Origin of the sequence: Streptomyces sp. NPDC006733 (assembly GCF_040636125.1) — a bacterium.
Lineage (GTDB): Bacteria > Actinomycetota > Actinomycetes > Streptomycetales > Streptomycetaceae > Actinacidiphila.
Genome location: NZ_JBEYJD010000008.1, coordinates 113,806 through 128,881 on the forward strand (window position 1 = coordinate 113,806; position 15,076 = coordinate 128,881).

General features: G+C 72.6%; 13 protein-coding genes. 4 read left to right on the top strand and 9 right to left on the bottom strand.

What is annotated here, in order from left to right; all coding sequences use genetic code 11:
- Positions 1-48 precede the first annotated feature (48 nt).
- The 3 genes from dusB (at position 49) to ABZ721_RS09950 (ending at position 5,289) form a co-directional block, all read left to right on the top strand.
- Entirely contained in the window at positions 49-1,191 is a 1,143-nt protein-coding gene (gene dusB / locus ABZ721_RS09940; protein ID WP_358788111.1) for a tRNA dihydrouridine synthase DusB, read from the top strand.
- Between the two features lie 418 nt (positions 1,192-1,609).
- Positions 1,610-4,321, top strand: a complete 2,712-nt coding sequence (ppdK, locus tag ABZ721_RS09945) for a pyruvate, phosphate dikinase (RefSeq protein WP_358788112.1) — start codon at positions 1,610-1,612, stop codon at positions 4,319-4,321.
- A gap of 155 nt (positions 4,322-4,476) precedes the next feature.
- Complete coding sequence (locus tag ABZ721_RS09950; RefSeq protein ID WP_358788113.1) at positions 4,477-5,289, top strand: HAD family hydrolase; 813 nt, start codon at positions 4,477-4,479, stop codon at positions 5,287-5,289.
- A 26-nt stretch (positions 5,290-5,315) separates the two neighbouring features.
- On the opposite strand, the gene ABZ721_RS09955 is transcribed toward ABZ721_RS09950, so the two are convergent.
- From ABZ721_RS09955 to ABZ721_RS09970, 4 genes are all read right to left on the bottom strand, one after another.
- Complete coding sequence (locus ABZ721_RS09955; RefSeq protein WP_358788114.1) at positions 5,316-6,230, bottom strand: oxidoreductase; 915 nt, start codon at positions 6,228-6,230, stop codon at positions 5,316-5,318.
- A gap of 155 nt (positions 6,231-6,385) precedes the next feature.
- Entirely contained in the window at positions 6,386-6,721 is a 336-nt protein-coding gene (locus ABZ721_RS09960; RefSeq protein WP_358788115.1) for a hypothetical protein, read from the bottom strand.
- Positions 6,722-6,730: 9 nt separating this feature from the next.
- On the bottom strand, positions 6,731-6,928 hold the full coding sequence (locus tag ABZ721_RS09965; RefSeq protein WP_358788116.1) for a DUF397 domain-containing protein: 198 nt from the start codon (positions 6,926-6,928) through the stop codon (positions 6,731-6,733).
- A gap of 10 nt (positions 6,929-6,938) precedes the next feature.
- A complete protein-coding gene (locus ABZ721_RS09970) occupies positions 6,939-7,790 on the bottom strand; it encodes a helix-turn-helix transcriptional regulator (RefSeq protein WP_358788117.1) in 852 nt (283 codons plus the stop codon).
- 160 nt (positions 7,791-7,950) lie between these two features.
- Here ABZ721_RS09970 and ABZ721_RS09975 point away from each other — a divergent pair, with 160 nt between their 5' ends.
- The gene (locus tag ABZ721_RS09975) at positions 7,951-8,388 is read left to right on the top strand and encodes an ATP-binding protein (protein ID WP_358788118.1); all 438 of its coding nucleotides are present in this window, start codon (positions 7,951-7,953) and stop codon (positions 8,386-8,388) included.
- A 19-nt stretch (positions 8,389-8,407) separates the two neighbouring features.
- Here ABZ721_RS09975 and ABZ721_RS09980 read toward each other — a convergent pair whose 3' ends face one another.
- The 5 genes from ABZ721_RS09980 to ABZ721_RS10000 are packed head-to-tail and all read right to left on the bottom strand — an operon-like array spanning position 8,408 to position 15,052.
- Positions 8,408-9,049, bottom strand: coding sequence for a PhzF family phenazine biosynthesis protein (locus ABZ721_RS09980; RefSeq protein WP_358788119.1), 642 nt, complete (start codon positions 9,047-9,049; stop codon positions 8,408-8,410).
- A gap of 9 nt (positions 9,050-9,058) precedes the next feature.
- Entirely contained in the window at positions 9,059-10,279 is a 1,221-nt protein-coding gene (locus ABZ721_RS09985) for a type III PLP-dependent enzyme (protein WP_358788120.1), read from the bottom strand.
- The gene (locus ABZ721_RS09990; protein ID WP_358788121.1) at positions 10,276-12,045 is read right to left on the bottom strand and encodes an IucA/IucC family protein; all 1,770 of its coding nucleotides are present in this window, start codon (positions 12,043-12,045) and stop codon (positions 10,276-10,278) included. The genes ABZ721_RS09985 and ABZ721_RS09990 overlap by 4 nt, the downstream gene beginning before the upstream one ends.
- An 11-nt stretch (positions 12,046-12,056) precedes the next feature.
- On the bottom strand, positions 12,057-13,295 hold the full coding sequence (locus ABZ721_RS09995) for an MFS transporter (protein ID WP_358788122.1): 1,239 nt from the start codon (positions 13,293-13,295) through the stop codon (positions 12,057-12,059).
- On the bottom strand, positions 13,292-15,052 hold the full coding sequence (locus tag ABZ721_RS10000; RefSeq protein ID WP_358788184.1) for an IucA/IucC family protein: 1,761 nt from the start codon (positions 15,050-15,052) through the stop codon (positions 13,292-13,294). Before ABZ721_RS10000 ends, ABZ721_RS09995 begins: the two co-directional genes overlap by 4 nt.
- Positions 15,053-15,076: the final 24 nt, after the last annotated feature.

Below are 15,076 nucleotides of genomic sequence, written 5' to 3' on the forward strand. Positions count from 1 at the left end.
GTGAACGGTACATGGAAATCCCCGTCCGGCGTACGCGACAATGGGGCCATGACCGCTGACGCCACCATGCCACTCCAGATCGGCCCGCACACGGTGTGGCCGCCCGTGGTGCTCGCCCCCATGGCCGGCATCACCAACGCGCCCTTCCGCACGCTGTGCCGTGAGTTCTCCGGCGGCAAGGGGCTGTTCGTCAGCGAGATGATCACCACGCGGGCGCTCGTGGAGCGGGACTCCAAGACGCTGCGGCTGATCCGCTTCGACGCCACCGAGAAGCCGCGCTCCATCCAGCTCTACGGGGTCGACCCGGAGACCGTCGGCAAGGCCGTCCGCATGATCGCGGACGAGGGCCTGGCCGACCACATCGACCTCAACTTCGGCTGCCCGGTCCCCAAGGTGACCCGCAAGGGCGGCGGCTCGGCCCTGCCGTACAAGCGGAACCTGCTGCGCTCGATCCTGCGCGCGGCGGTCGGCAACGCGGGCGACCTGCCGGTCACCATCAAGATGCGCAAGGGCATCGACGACGACCACCTGACGTACCTCGACGCGGGCCGGATCGCCGTCGAGGAGGGCGTCACCGCGGTCGCCCTGCACGGCCGCACCGCCGCCCAGCACTACGGCGGCACCGCCGACTGGGACGCCATCGCCCGCCTCAAGGAGCACGTCCCCGAGATCCCCGTGCTCGGCAACGGCGACATCTGGCGCGCCGACGACGCGCTGCGCATGATGCGCGAGACCGGCGCCGACGGCGTCGTGGTCGGCCGCGGCTGCCTCGGCCGCCCGTGGATCTTCGGCGACCTGGTCAGCGCCATGGAGGGCGGCGACGCCCAGGCCCGGCCGACGTTCAAGGAGGTCGCGGTCGTCATGCGGCGCCACGCGGAGCTGCTCGGCGAGTGGATCGGCGACGAGGAGCGCGGCGTGGTCGACTTCCGCAAGCACGTCGCCTGGTACACCAAGGGCTTCTCGGTCGGCTCGCAGCTGCGCCGCAGCCTCGCCGTCTCCTCCTCGCTCGCCGAGCTGGACGAGCACCTGGCCGCGGTCGACCTCGACCAGCCCTGGCCCGAGAGCGCCGAGGGCCCGCGCGGCCGCACCGCGGGCAACAACCGCGTCGTCCTCCCGGACGGCTGGCTGAAGGACCCGTACGACTGCTCCGCCATCAGCCCGGACGCCGAGCTGGACACGTCGGGCGGCTGACCTCCGCAGCGTCCGAAGGATGAGATCGCGCGTCCGGAAGGGCTCCTCCGGGCGCGTGATTCACGCCACGTTTGATGGTACTACCGCTCAAATGAGCGTCACGGCGTGCCTGCATCTCTCCAAAGGATGGCACTCAGTGCCACGCCGGATCCTCCACTTGATCAACGAATTCCTCACGCAGCGTGAACGCCGGGCGGGACGCGCGGCACGCAGTGCGGTCGTCGGTTCGACAAGTGAACGGAACCGGCGGTGGTGCGCCGCAGCGCGCTACTTTCGATCTAGTGGCAGACGGGTGGTTACGGCCGTCTGATGTGGTGATGGACGTACTGCAAAGCCTTGGGAATGGGTACGCTCCGGCCCGTCAGGGCATCCCTCCCCCAGACCCTGTCCGGGGGGACCTCACGAGGAGTCGAGTCCCGTGTCGGAACAGGTATCGCAGAAGTTCGTCTACGACTTCACTGAGGGCAACAAGGAACTCAAAGACCTGCTCGGCGGGAAAGGTGCGAACCTCGCCGAGATGACCAACCTCGGTCTGCCCGTCCCTCCGGGCTTCACCATCACGACCGAGGCGTGCAAGGTCTACCTGGACTCCGGCGACGAACCGGCGGAGCTCCGCGACGAGGTGAGTGCACACCTCGACGCCCTCGAACAGAAGATGGGCAAGAAGCTCGGCCAGGCGGACGACCCGCTGCTGGTCTCCGTGCGGTCCGGGGCCAAGTTCTCCATGCCCGGCATGATGGACACGGTCCTGAACATCGGCCTGTCCGACGCCTCCGTGGCCGGGCTCGCCGCCCAGGCCGGGGACGAGCGCTTCGCGTGGGACTCCTACCGCCGGCTGCTGCAGATGTTCGGCAAGACGGTCATGGGCGTCGACGGCGACCTCTTCGAGGAAGCCCTTGAGGAGGTCAAGCGCGTCAAGGGCGCCGACAGCGACCTCGGCCTGGACGCGGCCGACCTCCAGCAGCTCGTGGAGTCCTTCAAGGGCATCGTGCTCAAGGAGGCGGGCCGCGAGTTCCCGCAGGAGCCGCGCGAGCAGATGGACCTCGCCGTGCGCGCGGTCTTCGAGTCGTGGAACACCGACCGCGCCAAGCTCTACCGCCGCCAGGAGCGCATCCCGGGCGACCTCGGCACGGCCGTCAACATCTGTTCCATGGTCTTCGGCAACCTCGGCCCCGACTCGGGCACCGGCGTCGCGTTCACCCGCGACCCGGCCACCGGCCACCAGGGCGTCTACGGCGACTACCTGCAGAACGCGCAGGGCGAGGACGTCGTGGCGGGCATCCGCAACACCGTGCCGCTGGCCGATCTGGAAGGCCTCGACAAGGCCTCGTACGACCAGCTGATGCACATCATGGAAACCCTCGAGACGCACTACAAGGACCTGTGCGACATCGAGTTCACCATCGAGCGCGGCCACCTGTGGATGCTGCAGACCCGCGTCGGCAAGCGCACGGCGGCGGCCGCGTTCCGGATCGCCACCCAGCTCGTCGACCAGGGCCTGATCGACGAGGCCGAGGCGCTGCAGCGGGTCAACGGGGCCCAGCTCGCGCAGCTGATGTTCCCGCGCTTCGAGGAGGCCGCGTCGAGCAAGCGGCTCGGCTGGGGCATCGCCGCCTCCCCGGGCGCGGCCGTCGGCAAGGCCGTCTTCGACTCCTACACCGCCGTCAAGTGGTCGCGCTCCGGCGAGAAGGTCATCCTGATCCGCCGCGAGACCAACCCCGACGACCTCAACGGCATGATCGCCGCCGAGGGCATCCTGACCTCGCGCGGCGGCAAGACCTCGCACGCCGCCGTCGTCGCCCGCGGCATGGGCAAGACCTGTGTCTGCGGTGCCGAGGAGCTGGAGGTCGACACCAAGCGGCGCCGGATGACCGCCCCGGGCGGGATCGTGGTCGAGGAGGGCGACGTCGTCTCCATCGACGGCTCCTCCGGCAAGGTCTACCTCGGTGAGGTACCGGTCGTACCGTCCCCGGTCGTCGAGTACTTCGAGGGCCGGATGCACGCGGGCGCCGACGACGCCGACGAGCTGGTCCAGGCCGTCCACCGGATCATGGCGTACGCCGACCGGGTCCGCCGGCTGCGGGTACGGGCCAACGCCGACAACGCCGAGGACGCCAACCGCGCGCGGCGCTTCGGCGCCCAGGGCATCGGCCTTTGCCGCACCGAGCACATGTTCCTCGGCGAGCGGCGCGAGCTGGTCGAGCGGCTGATCCTCGCCGACACCGACAGCGAGCGCGACGAGGCACTGGGCGCCCTGCTGCCGCTGCAGAAGGCCGACTTCATCGAGCTCTTCGAGTCGATGGACGGCCTGCCGGTGACGGTGCGGCTCCTCGACCCGCCGCTGCACGAGTTCCTGCCGGACATCACCGAGCTGTCGGTGCGTGTCGCGCTCGCGGAGTCCCGCAAGGACGCCAACGAGAACGACCTGCGCCTGCTGCAGGCCGTCCACAAGCTGCACGAGCAGAACCCGATGCTGGGCCTGCGCGGCGTGCGGCTCGGCCTCGTCATCCCCGGCCTGTTCTCCATGCAGGTACGGGCGATCGCGGAGGCCGCCGCCCACCGCAAGGACATGAAGGGCGACCCGCGCCCGGAGATCATGATCCCGCTCGTGGGCACCGTGCAGGAGCTGGAGATCGTCCGCGAGGAGGCCGAGAAGGTCATCGCCGAGGTCGAGGCCGCCACCGGCATAAACCTCAAGCTGACGCTCGGCACGATGATCGAACTGCCGCGTGCCGCGCTGACCGCCGGCCAGATCGCGGAGGCCGCGGAGTTCTTTTCCTTCGGCACCAACGACCTGACCCAGACGGTGTGGGGCTTCTCCCGCGACGACGTGGAGGCCTCGTTCTTCACCGCGTACCTGGAGAAGGGCATCTTCGGCGTCTCCCCGTTCGAGACCATCGACCGGGACGGCGTCGGCGCGCTCATCCGCTCCGCCTGCGAGGCCGGGCGCGCGGCCCGCCCCGACCTCAAGCTCGGTGTCTGCGGCGAGCACGGCGGCGACCCCGAGTCGGTCCACTTCTTCCACGAGGTCGGACTCGACTACGTCTCCTGCTCCCCGTTCCGCATCCCGGTCGCCCGCCTCGAAGCGGGCCGCGCGGCGGCGGCCCCGTCCGGCAACGACAGCCGGTGACCCCGTAGAACCATCTCCACCCTCACCGGGGGGCGGCGTCTCGTGCGGAGACGCCGCCCCCTTTTTCCTTCCTCCCCAGGGCCGTTTCACCGCAGGCCACCTCGGCTCCACCTTCCGTCCCCGTGCGCCACCGGGGGATCTGCCATGATCCGGACATGACTGCTTCTCCCTTCCCGACCCCTCCCCGACTGGTGGCCACCGACCTCGACGGCACGCTGCTGCGCAGCGACGGAACGGTCTCGGAGCGGACCCGGCGGGCGCTGCGGACGGTGGCGGCGGCGGGCGCCGAGGTCGTCTTCGTGACGGCGAGGCCGCCGCGCTACGTGGACGCCATCGCCGCGGGCGCGGGGCACGAGGGGACCGCGATCTGCTGCAACGGCGCGATCGTCTACGACGTCCCCGGCCGGCAGTTCCTCGACGCCCGGCTGATGCCGACTGCCGTCGCACGCAAGGCCGCGGAGGCGCTGGTCACGGCGCTGCCCGGCTCGACGCTCGCGCTGGAGACCGGGTACCGGCTGATCAGCGAACGGGACTTCGGGAAGAAGGACTTCCAGGAAGTGATCGTGGAGAGCGCCGCCGAGTTGTGGGAGTCGGACGAGGACATCGTCAAGCTCCTCGTGCACTCCGACCGGCACCACGCGGACCTGATGATGACCGCGGCACACGACGCCGCGCTCAGCGACGTCGAGGTCACGCACTCCGGCGGCTCCGGCATGCTGGAGGTCAGCTCACCCGGCGTGACGAAGGCGGGCACGCTCGCCCTGTGGTGCGCGGCCCGCGGGATCGCCGCGTCCGAGGTGGTCGCCTTCGGCGACATGCCCAACGACCTGTCCACCCTGACCTGGGCCGGAGCCGGCTACGCGATGACCGGCGGGCACCCCGACGTCCTGGCCGCGACGGCGCTGCGGGCGGGTGCGAACGACGACGACGGGGTGGCGCGGGTGCTGGAGGAGCTGTACGGCGCGTAGCGCCGTCCGGTCGGGGTCGCGACGGGTCAGAACTTGTAGCTGACGCCCGTCAGCTGCTCGGAGGCCGACCACAGCAGTTCGCCCGCCCGGTCGTCCTTCGTCCAGGACGCCCGCCAGGAGCGGGCGGGCGCGCCGCGCCAGCCCAGGAACTGCGGGCCGGTGAACGAGTCGGGGGCCACGTCCGGTGCGGTGGCCGCGTAGAGCGTGGGCAGCGCGCCCGCCTCCGGCGACTGCCCGACGACCCGGTTGCCGAGGTGGATGACGCGCTCGACGTGCTTGCGGCCCTCCATCCGCACGCCCGCCGTCTGCAGGTTCGTCTCCGCGTAGCCGGGGTGCGCGGCGGCGGCCACGAGGTCCGCGCCCGTCGCCTCCACCTGCCGCGCCAGCTCGTGCACGAAGAGCAGGTTGGCGCTCTTGGAGCGGCCGTACGCGATCCAGCGCCGGTAGCGGCGCTCGCTGTTCAGGTCCCCGAGGTCGACGTTGGCGAGCGCGTGCATCCCGCTGGAGACGCTGACGACCCGGGCCCCGGGCGTCGCCAGCAGCCGCGGCATCAGCAGCCCCGTCAGGGCGAAGTGCCCCAGGTGGTTGACGCCGAACTGCGTCTCGAACCCGTCGGCGGTCCGCGCGTACGGCAGCGCCATCACGCCCGCGTTGTTCACCAGCAGGTCCAGCCGGTCGCCGTCGAACTCCTCCGCGAAGGCCCGCACCGAGCCCAGATCCCCCAGGTCCAGCCGCTGGAACACCGCCCGCGCCTTGGGCACCTCCGCCACCAGCCGGTCCGCCGCGGCCTGCCCGCGCTCCGCGCTGCGGCAGGCCATGACCACCAGCGCGCCGTGCCGCGCCAGCTCCTTCGCGGCGCAGTACCCGATGCCGCTGTTGGCGCCCGTCACCACGGCGGTGCGTCCGGTCTGGTCGGGGATGTCGTTCGCAGTCCAGCCCATGTGACCGGCTCTCCTCGTGTCGCTGGCCGAAATCCGGATCCCCCCGGCGGTCAGCTTAGAGAGCGGGCGGCGGATGCACGAGGCGTGTGCGCGCACCCCGCTGTTTCCCGCCGGCGCGCAGCGCCGCAGACGCACCACTGCGCACCGCTCCGACCTCAGTCGCCCACGCACCGCACGTAGCTCCCCGGCGTCGCCGCGCACTCATCGAGCAGCGCGGCGAGGTCGAGCAGGGCGGCTTTCCGCTGCTCGTCGGTACAGCGCTCGGCGAGTGCGGCGGCTTCCGCGCAGACCACCTGCGCCTCCTGTTCGTTGAACAGGGTGTCGCCGTACGGATCGATCCAGCTGAGCTTCCCCGAAGGGTCCAGCTCCAGCGTGCCCAGCGCCCGCGCCAGGGCTTCGCCGTGCTGGTGCGATTCGCGCAGCAGGGTGGCACCGGGCGCGCGCTTGCGCGCGCCGGGCCGCTCCGAGTGCAGCTCCAACTCGATCCCCATCAGCCGGACCTAGCCGAGGTGGTCGAACCGGCCGGTTCGTACGCTGTCGAGGAACTCCGCGAGTCGCGCGGGGGTGGTGGTGAGGACGACGCCCGGGTCGTCGCTCTCGCGCAGGCGGATCGTTCCGGCGACCACGGCCACTTCGACGCATGATGCGCCGTCGCCTTGGCCGGAGTAGGTGGACTTCTGCCAGCTGATCTCGGACATTCCCTTGCCTTCAGATCCGTTGAGCGATGCTGCGGATGAAATCGCGTGACTCCACAGCGGAGAGCGCGACCTTGGCCGTTCGCTTCAGGATGCCACGGTGGTTCGTCAGTTGGGACTCCGCGTCCAGGAAGGCGGATCCGTACGCGGTGTCGAGCTGCACGGTGTCCAACTGCGGCACGGGACCCGTGGCGTAGGTGAGCGAGACCCCGGCGACAGGGAAACCCTCGCTGCGCAGTGGGATGGCGCGGATGGTGACGTTCGCGCGTTCGGACGCGTCCAGAAGGTGGTTGAGCTGAGCGATCAACACCTCACGGTCACCGAAGCGAGTGTGGAGTGCAGCCTCGTGGATGATGAACGTGCAAGCCGGTGGGTCGTCCCGATCGAGTACGTCGCGACGGCGCAGCCGATGGGACAGCCTGCGCCGCAGCTCGGCGGGGGACCAGCCGGGGACCGCCTCGCCGAGGACTGCCCGCGCGTAGTCCTCGGTCTGCAGCAGGCCGGGAATGTGCATGATTTGCACGACCTCCAGGCTCCTGGCGTGGTGTTCGAGCTCCGCGAGGTCCAGGCCGCCGACGGCCAGCGTGCCTCGGTACTCCTCCCACCAGCCCTTCTTGCGCTCGCCCGTCATGGCGGCCAGCGCGTCCACGTAGGCGTCGTCGGGGCAGTTGTAAGTGGCGGCGAGCGTCCGAACGCGCTCCTCGCTGACTCCGAACTTCGCCAACTCCATATTGGTGATGAGCGAACGGCCCACGCCGAGGAGTTCGGCAGCCTCCTGCATGCCGAGGCCGGCGTGCTCGCGCATCCTCCGCAACTCCGTGCCCAACCGGGCTTGTCGGGCTGTCGGGGTGCTTCTCGGCGGCATGGCTGCCTTCCTGTAGATCCTCCGTCACAGTCTGTCGCGCTATCTGCCGCCAAAGCCACCCGTAAGAGAAGTAATGCTGTTCGGTAGCGAATGTTATACGAAGTCCGCTACGTTTTGTGTTCCGCCCACTACTTTGTGTACTCGGAAGAGGAGTTGGTCCATGGACCCCGAAACCCGTACCCCGGCCCAGCCGCCCCCGGCGGCCCCGGCGGCCCACGCCCCCCACTTGTTCACCCTCCGCAGCGCCCGAGTCGTCACCGCCCCGAAGATCTGCCGGGACTTCGTGGTGGGGGTGGTGCGCGCGATCGGGTGGGGGGATCTCGCCGACTCGGCGGCGGTGTGTACGTCGGAGCTGGTGACGAACACCTATCTGCACGCAGGTGGGGCCCATCTACTGCTGCGGGTCCGGGTGGCGCCCCGGCGGGTGCGGGTGACCGTCATCGACGGGAGCGCGGTTCGGTTCGGGGAGGGGCGGGCGGCGGACGACGCGGTGAGCGGGCGCGGGTTGTTGCTGGTCTCGGCGCTGGCCGACCGGTGTGGGGCGGCGGATCGGTGGGGGGTGTGGTTCGAGCTGGACACTCCGGTCAAGGCCGCCTGACAACCGCGCGGCGAACACCTCAGCGGACGCGTTCCACCCGGCCGCCCACGTCGATCGTGCCGTTCGGGCCCGGACGGGTCAGGATTTGGGAGCCGGTGCCTTGGCGGATGTCCAGAGGGCGGGCGAGCTGGGCGGCCAGGACCATCGCGGAGGCGCCGGTCGCCTCGTCCTCGGTGATGGCGTCGCCGCGGCGGGGGAAGCCGCGGGCGCGGACGCGGCCTGCGGCCTCGTCCGCCCAGGCCCAGGCGTAGAGCCAGCCCTCGCCGGGCGGCGGCGCGGGCAGGGCGTCGACCTCGGCGACCGTCGCGTACTGCTCCGTGCGACGGCCCGGGGCCCACGCGGCGCGGCCTCGGATCCAGGTGATGTCGCCCTCCGTCCAGGCGGGGACATCACCGGCCGGGGGGCGCAGCAGGGACGAACGCAGGAGCCAGGCGGTGCCGACCAGGGGGTGGCCGGCGACGGGGAGCTCCAGGCTGGGTGTGAAGATCCGCACCTCGCCGCGTTCCGCGTCGTCGATGAAGACCGTCTCGCTGTAACCGAGTTCGGCGGCCACGGCCTGACGGCCCGCCGCGTCGGAGGAGTCGGCGGTCACCACGCCCAGGGGGTTGCCGCCCAGGCCGTCGGGCCCGACGAAGACCCGCAGCACTTCGTGATCGATCATGGATGCGATTCAAACACCGTCCAGGAAGTGGAAGCCGGGCCGGGGGTGCATCAGGAAGTCGTGGTGCGAGATGTTCCAGGCGTACGCCCCCGCCAGGGCGAACACCACCCGGTCGCCGGCGCGCAGGCCCGGCGCCGGGACGTGGCGGGCGAGGAGGTCCTTCGGGGTGCAGAGCTGGCCGGCGAGGGTGACGCGGTCCTGGGTGGCGGCGGGGCGCGGCCAGGGGTGCGGCCAGTGGTCGACGGGCAGGACCGCGCAGGGCTGGTCGTGGCCCTTGGTCGCCGGGGTGCGCAGATGGTGCGTGCCGCCGCGCACCACGGCGAACTCCTCGCCGTGGCTCGGCTTCACGTCCAGCACCTCGGTCGCGTACCAGCCGCAGTACGCGGTCAGGGCGCGGCCCGGCTCGATGCGCAGCAGCAGGTCGGGGTGGGCGGCGGTGAGGCGCGCGAGGCCCTCGCCGTACGCGGTCCAGTCGAAGCGGGCGCCGGGATCGGCGTAGTCGACGGTCATGCCGCCGCCGACGTTCACCTCCGGCAGCGCGACGCCGTGCCGGGCGGCCAGGCCCGTCGCGAAGGCGACCACCTCGGCGGCCACGGCGAGCTGCGCCGCCGCGTCGAGGCCGCTCGCGAGGTGGGCGTGGATGCCGCGCAGCTCCAGGCGCGGGTGGTCGGCGACCAGCCGTACCGCGCTGTCGGCCCGCGCCGGGTCGAGGCCGAACGGCGTCGGCCGGCCGCCCATCGCCAGCGCGCTGCCCTCCAGGGCCGCGCCCGGCACCGGCAGGTTGAAGCGCAGCAGGACCGGAACGGTCCGGCCGGGGGCGAGCCGTTCGGCGAGGTGCCCGAGCACGCTCAGCTCGTACTCGCTCTCCACGTGGAAGCGTCCCACCCGCAGTTCCAGCGCGAGCGCGATCTCGTCCGGGGTCTTGCCGGGTCCGCCGAACGCCAGCGGCCGGTTCGGCACGGCCTTGCGCACATGGGCCAGCTCGCCGCCGGAGGAGACCTCGAACCCGTCGACGTACGGGGCGAGCGCGGTCAGGATCTCCGGCTCGGGGTTGGCCTTCGCGGCGTAGTACAGCTCGACGCGCGCGGGCAGCGCGGCCCGTACGGCGGCGGCGTGCGCGCGCAGCTCCGCCAGGTCGTAGAGGTACGCGGGCAGGTCGCCGGAGGCGAGGTAGGCGGCGCGTTCGCGGACCGCCCCGGAGAGCGGGGCGGCGGTGGGTGCCGTGGTCATCGGGCGCTCCAGGGTTCGGTGCGGTCGCCGCCGTCCGGCACGTCGCCGGCCAGGACGTCCTCCGCCAGCGGCGAGGGCAGCCGTACGTAGCCGGCCTCGCGGTCGGCCTTGCGCTCCCAGCGGGTGAGGAGGTTGGCCTTGGCGGGCAGCGGGACCCCGGCGAGCAGCGCGCTGAGGCGGGGCGGGCAGCCGTGGCCGTCCGCGTACGCGCGCAGCACGGTGCGGACCCGCGCCCACAGGGCCGTCTCCGTCTGCGGATGCAGGTCGGCGAGGGCGGCGAGCAGTTCGGCGACGTGGTTGACGAGCAGGCAGTACATGACGCGGTCCCAGCCGCGCTCCGCGTCGTACGTCATCGGGGCCGCGACCTCGGCCGGCAGGGTGGCGAGGGCGGCGGTGTGGTGCTCGGGGACGAGCTTGGTGCCCTCCAGGTCGCGCAGCAGGACCTGGACGGGGAAGCCGTCGCCGTCCACCCCGATCAGCACGTTCTGCAGGTGGGGCTCCAGCACGACGCCGTGGTCGAAGTAGGCGGCGAGCACCGGCGGGAGGAGTAGCCGCAGGTACGCCGTCCACCAGTCGAGGGCCTCCTGCGGGCCCGCCCCGGCGAGCAGCCGCGAGATGTGCGCGGACCCGGTCGGGTACTCGTCGGCGACGGCGGCGGCCAGCAGCGGGGTGACGCCGGGGCGCAGGTGCGCGTCCAGGCCGTCGCGGACGATGACGCCGAAGCCCTCCAGCAGGCTGACGTCCGGGCGCCCGTCGGGGCCGGGCAGGGCGAGGCTGCGGTACGCGGGCTCCCGCAGCATCGCGACGGCCGGGAAGCGCTCCGCCAGGTCGGCGAGGACCGGGGCGAGCAGGCGCGTGAGGGCGACCGCGCCGGACAGCTCGTAGGTGGCGTTCTTCCGCAGGCAGTTGGTGATCCTGATGTTGAGGCTGAACTTCAGGAACGTGTCGCCGTCGTACACGGTGCGGACCGAGGCGGTCGGCACCGCGGGAGCGTCGCCGGTGCCGAGGTCGAGGATGTCGCCGCGGGCCAGGGCCGCGCGCAGCGCCGGGTGGTCGTGCAGCAGCCCGTACTGCCACGGGTGGGCGGGCAGCAGCCGGTAGCCGGCGGGCACCGGCCGCAGCCGGTCCAGCGGGGCGGCGGCGCCGGGGGCGCTCACCTCCTCCGCGACCAGGTGCTCGCGGACGGCGAAGTGCCGCAGCGGGAACGTCGCGCCCGCCTCGGGGGCGTACGCGGCCCACGACGCGGGGTCGCCGGTGCGCGCCTTGGGGGTGGGGTGGAAGCGGTGGCCGAAGAGCAGGGACTGCTCGGACGCCAGGTAGTCCAGGTCACGAGCGTCGTCGCCGGGCAGGTCGCGGGGGAGCGACAGGGCGGCGGCGACGCCTTGGTGGCTGGAGACGACCTGGTCGAGGAACTCCTCGTTGCGCACCCCGGTCCGCAGCGACAGCTCGTCCTGCACGTACTCGGCGAGCCGGTACCACTCCAGCTCCTTCCACGTGTCGGCGTGCCGCTCCGCGACCGGGCCGGTGAACCGGTGCGCGCCGATCAGCGAGGTGCGGCGCAGCGCGACGCGCAGCAGCGCGCCCGCGCGCGGCAGCCGCAGCAGGAGGTGGCCGTCCGCCACGGCCGTCTGGTGCTCGGGCCCGGAGACTTCGCGGAGCAGGCAGTTGAGCAGGGTGTGGGCCACGGCGTCGTCGGCGGCGGGAAGGCCGGTGGCGGCCGTCCCGGTACGGGCGGAGGGCTGCGCGAGGCGCAGGGGAAGCGTCATCAACGGCTCCATCAAGGGTGCGAGAAGAGAGCGTGTACGGCGGCGGCGACGGTGGCCAGGGCGACGGCGGTGCCCGCGATCACCGGTGCGGTCGGCCCGAAGGCGCTGTTGCCGAGTGCGGCGACCACTCCGGCGGCGACGGCTCCGCCCTTGGAGACGAACTCCAGGGAGCCGAACATCCGTCCTGGCGCGCGGCCTTGGACCGCGGTGGCGGCGAGCAGCGACAGGCAGACCAGGCCGAGGGTGAGCCCGGCGCCGAGCAGCAGCCGGACGGCCGTGAACGCGAGCAGCGAACCGGCCGCCGCGTGCCCGGCGAGGCCCGCGGCCACCAGCGCGAATCCGAGGGCTATGCCGAGCCGGGGACGGTCGCGGAAGGCGGAGTGCACGGGCGCCGCGAAGAGCAGGTAGCACAGGTGCGGCAGGGCGAAGAGCGCCCCGGAGACGACCGGGGAGATCCCCGATATTCGGTCCCCGAGCAGGGCGATGAGGTAGGGGAAGGAGATGACCGTCGAGAAGACGAACGCGAACTCGAAGACGTACAGCTCCCGCAGGAGCCGGCGCCGCCTGGTCCCCGCGTGCACCTCCGCCGTCTCCGCCCCCTCCGCCGCCGGCCCCGCCACCGGAACCGTCCGCACGCCGCCGCGCGGCTCCGCCGCCTCCCGCGGTTCCGGCAGCGCCAGCAGCATCGCGGCCGCGCCCAGCGGGAGGAGGGCGAGCAGCGCGTACTGGCGGTGCGGCGAGAGCCACGGGGACAGGGAGCCGACGACGATGGGCGCGGCGACGAGGGCGGCGCGGGCGCTGCCCTGCATCAGGGTCAGGGCCCAGGAGAGCCGGGTGCCGTCCAGCCCCGCCGCGAGGTAGCCGTTGGTGGCGGCGAAGGTGCCGCCGAGGATGCCCTGCAGCACGAGGGCGGCGGTGAACGTGGGCAGCGAGTCGGCGGCCCCGGCCAGCAGGAACGACAGCGCCAGCCCGAGCTGGGCGCGCAGCAGCAGCCGCTTGCGGCCGTAGCGGTCGGCCAGCCGCCCCCACAGCGGGGCGGCGAGGCCGCCGAAGACCGTCGGGACGATGTAGAGCAGCCCGGCCCAGTGCGCGGTCGGGTCGCCCAGCTCCGGCAGGATCGACGTCAGGTACGGGGGCAGCCCGAGCGCGGCGAACGAGGCGACGAAGTAGCAGGCCGCGACCGCGTGCACCTGGCGGCGCCCCAGGGTGGGAGCAGGAGCGGTGGCCAGCGTCGCCGCTTCCGCGCTCACCTCGAACCAGTCCCCAGCAGCAGGTAGTTGGGGCCGGTCGTGTAGTGCTTGTTGATGTCGGCCGCGCCGGAGCGCTCCTTGCTGAGCAGCGTCCCGGCGCTGACCATCGCCTTGACCGGGAGCCGCGCGGCGTCGAGCACCCGCTCGCGCAGCAGCGCGGCGGGCGCGCCGCCCAGCTTGTCGACCGCCTCGGAGAGCCGGTCGCGGACCAGCCGCAGCAGCTCGTCCAGTGGCGCCCGGCCGTGCTCTGCGAGCCCGAACGCGTACGAGCCCGCGCACAGGTGGACGGTGATGGTGGTGAACAGGTCCACCAGCGGGTCGTCGGAGACGCAGAAGATCCGCTCGTCGTCGAATCCCTCGATGCGGGCCGGGACCTCGCCCAGCGCCCGGCTCAGCCGCGCGGTGTTGATGCGCGGTCCGTCGTTGTCCTTCAGCACCAGCCGCAGCCGGGTGGCGCCCGTCGCGCGGTCGCGGTCCAGGGCGAGGGAGACGTTCTGCTGGTGCGACTCCAGGGCGATCCCGTAGCCGAAGAGCGTGGTCTGCCAGTCGAACAGCAGCGTCAGGCAGGCGTCCAGGAGGGCGACGGGGTCGCCGTCGTAGAAGCGCTCCGCGAGCTGGTCGATCACCAGCCGGCCGTCCGGGGCACCGGCGAGCAGCGCGGCCATCGGGACCAGGACGGAGTTCTGCAGGTGCTCGGGGTAGCGGCGCAGCAGGACGGCCAGGAGTTCGTGCCCGGCGTGCGCGGAGCGGCGCTCGTCGGCGAGCAGCACGGTGTCGCGGAAGCGGGGTTCGCGGGCGATCACCTGGCTCAGCAGGAGCTGGCAGGCGGCGCCGTCGGCGAGGGTGCCGGGCTTGATGGTCCGCCGGTTGCGCAGGCCCAGCGTCGCGGTGGCCAGCGGCAGCTTCAGGTGCAGCAGCGGGTACGTGCGGTCCGCGAGGGTGCGCATGGACAGGGTCGGCAGGAGCGCGAGGGGCTGCCCCTCGGCGAGGAACGCGCGCCCTTCGAGGCCAGCGGCGCGCAGCGCGGCGTCCAGCGGCTCCCCGACGGTCAGCGGGTGCACCGGCAGCACGGTGTGGCTGTCACTCAGCTCCGGCCGGCCGAGGGTGGCGGGCGTCGGCCACAGGAACGCGTACGCCTCGGCCGGGCCGCCGCCGGACTCCGTCACGGCCGCGCGCGGCAGGACGAGCCACCGGGGCGCGACGTCCTGGTGGAACTCGGGCGCGTAGGCGAGCAGTTCCGCCTCGCCGAGCCCGCTGCGGCCACGGGAGGTCGGGTACACCGGGTGGTCGTGGAAGGCGGCCAGCGCGTCGAAGCCCAGGGTGCGGGCGTAGGTCCAGTAGGCGGTGTCGGAGCCGTACCGCTCGGTGAGCCGGGCGATCACCCCGTCGCGCTCCCGCTCCTGCAGCCGCAGGGTCGCGGCGGTCTGCCGGCACTCCTCGGCGAACGCGTCGAAGCCGGGCCGGTCGACGGGGTCGGCCAGGGCGCGCAGCGCCCGCAGCACGGCGTCGGTGCCGGTCAGTTCGCGGCCGTCGGACGCGCGCCGCAGCAGCGGCAGCCGGGCCGCGTACTCGCACTGGAAGCCGTCCTCGGCCACCGGGAGCAGCAGCGCGTCCTCGAAGCCGCCGGCTCCGTCCCCTCCGGCGCCGTACGTGTAGGGCAGCCGCAGCCAGAGTCCGTCGGCCTCCTCGACCAGGGTGGAGCGGGTGCGCAGGCCGACGACGTCCTCGCGCAGCAGCGCGCTGAGCACGCGCAGCATCAGCGTCGTGTCGGTGTCGGTGTC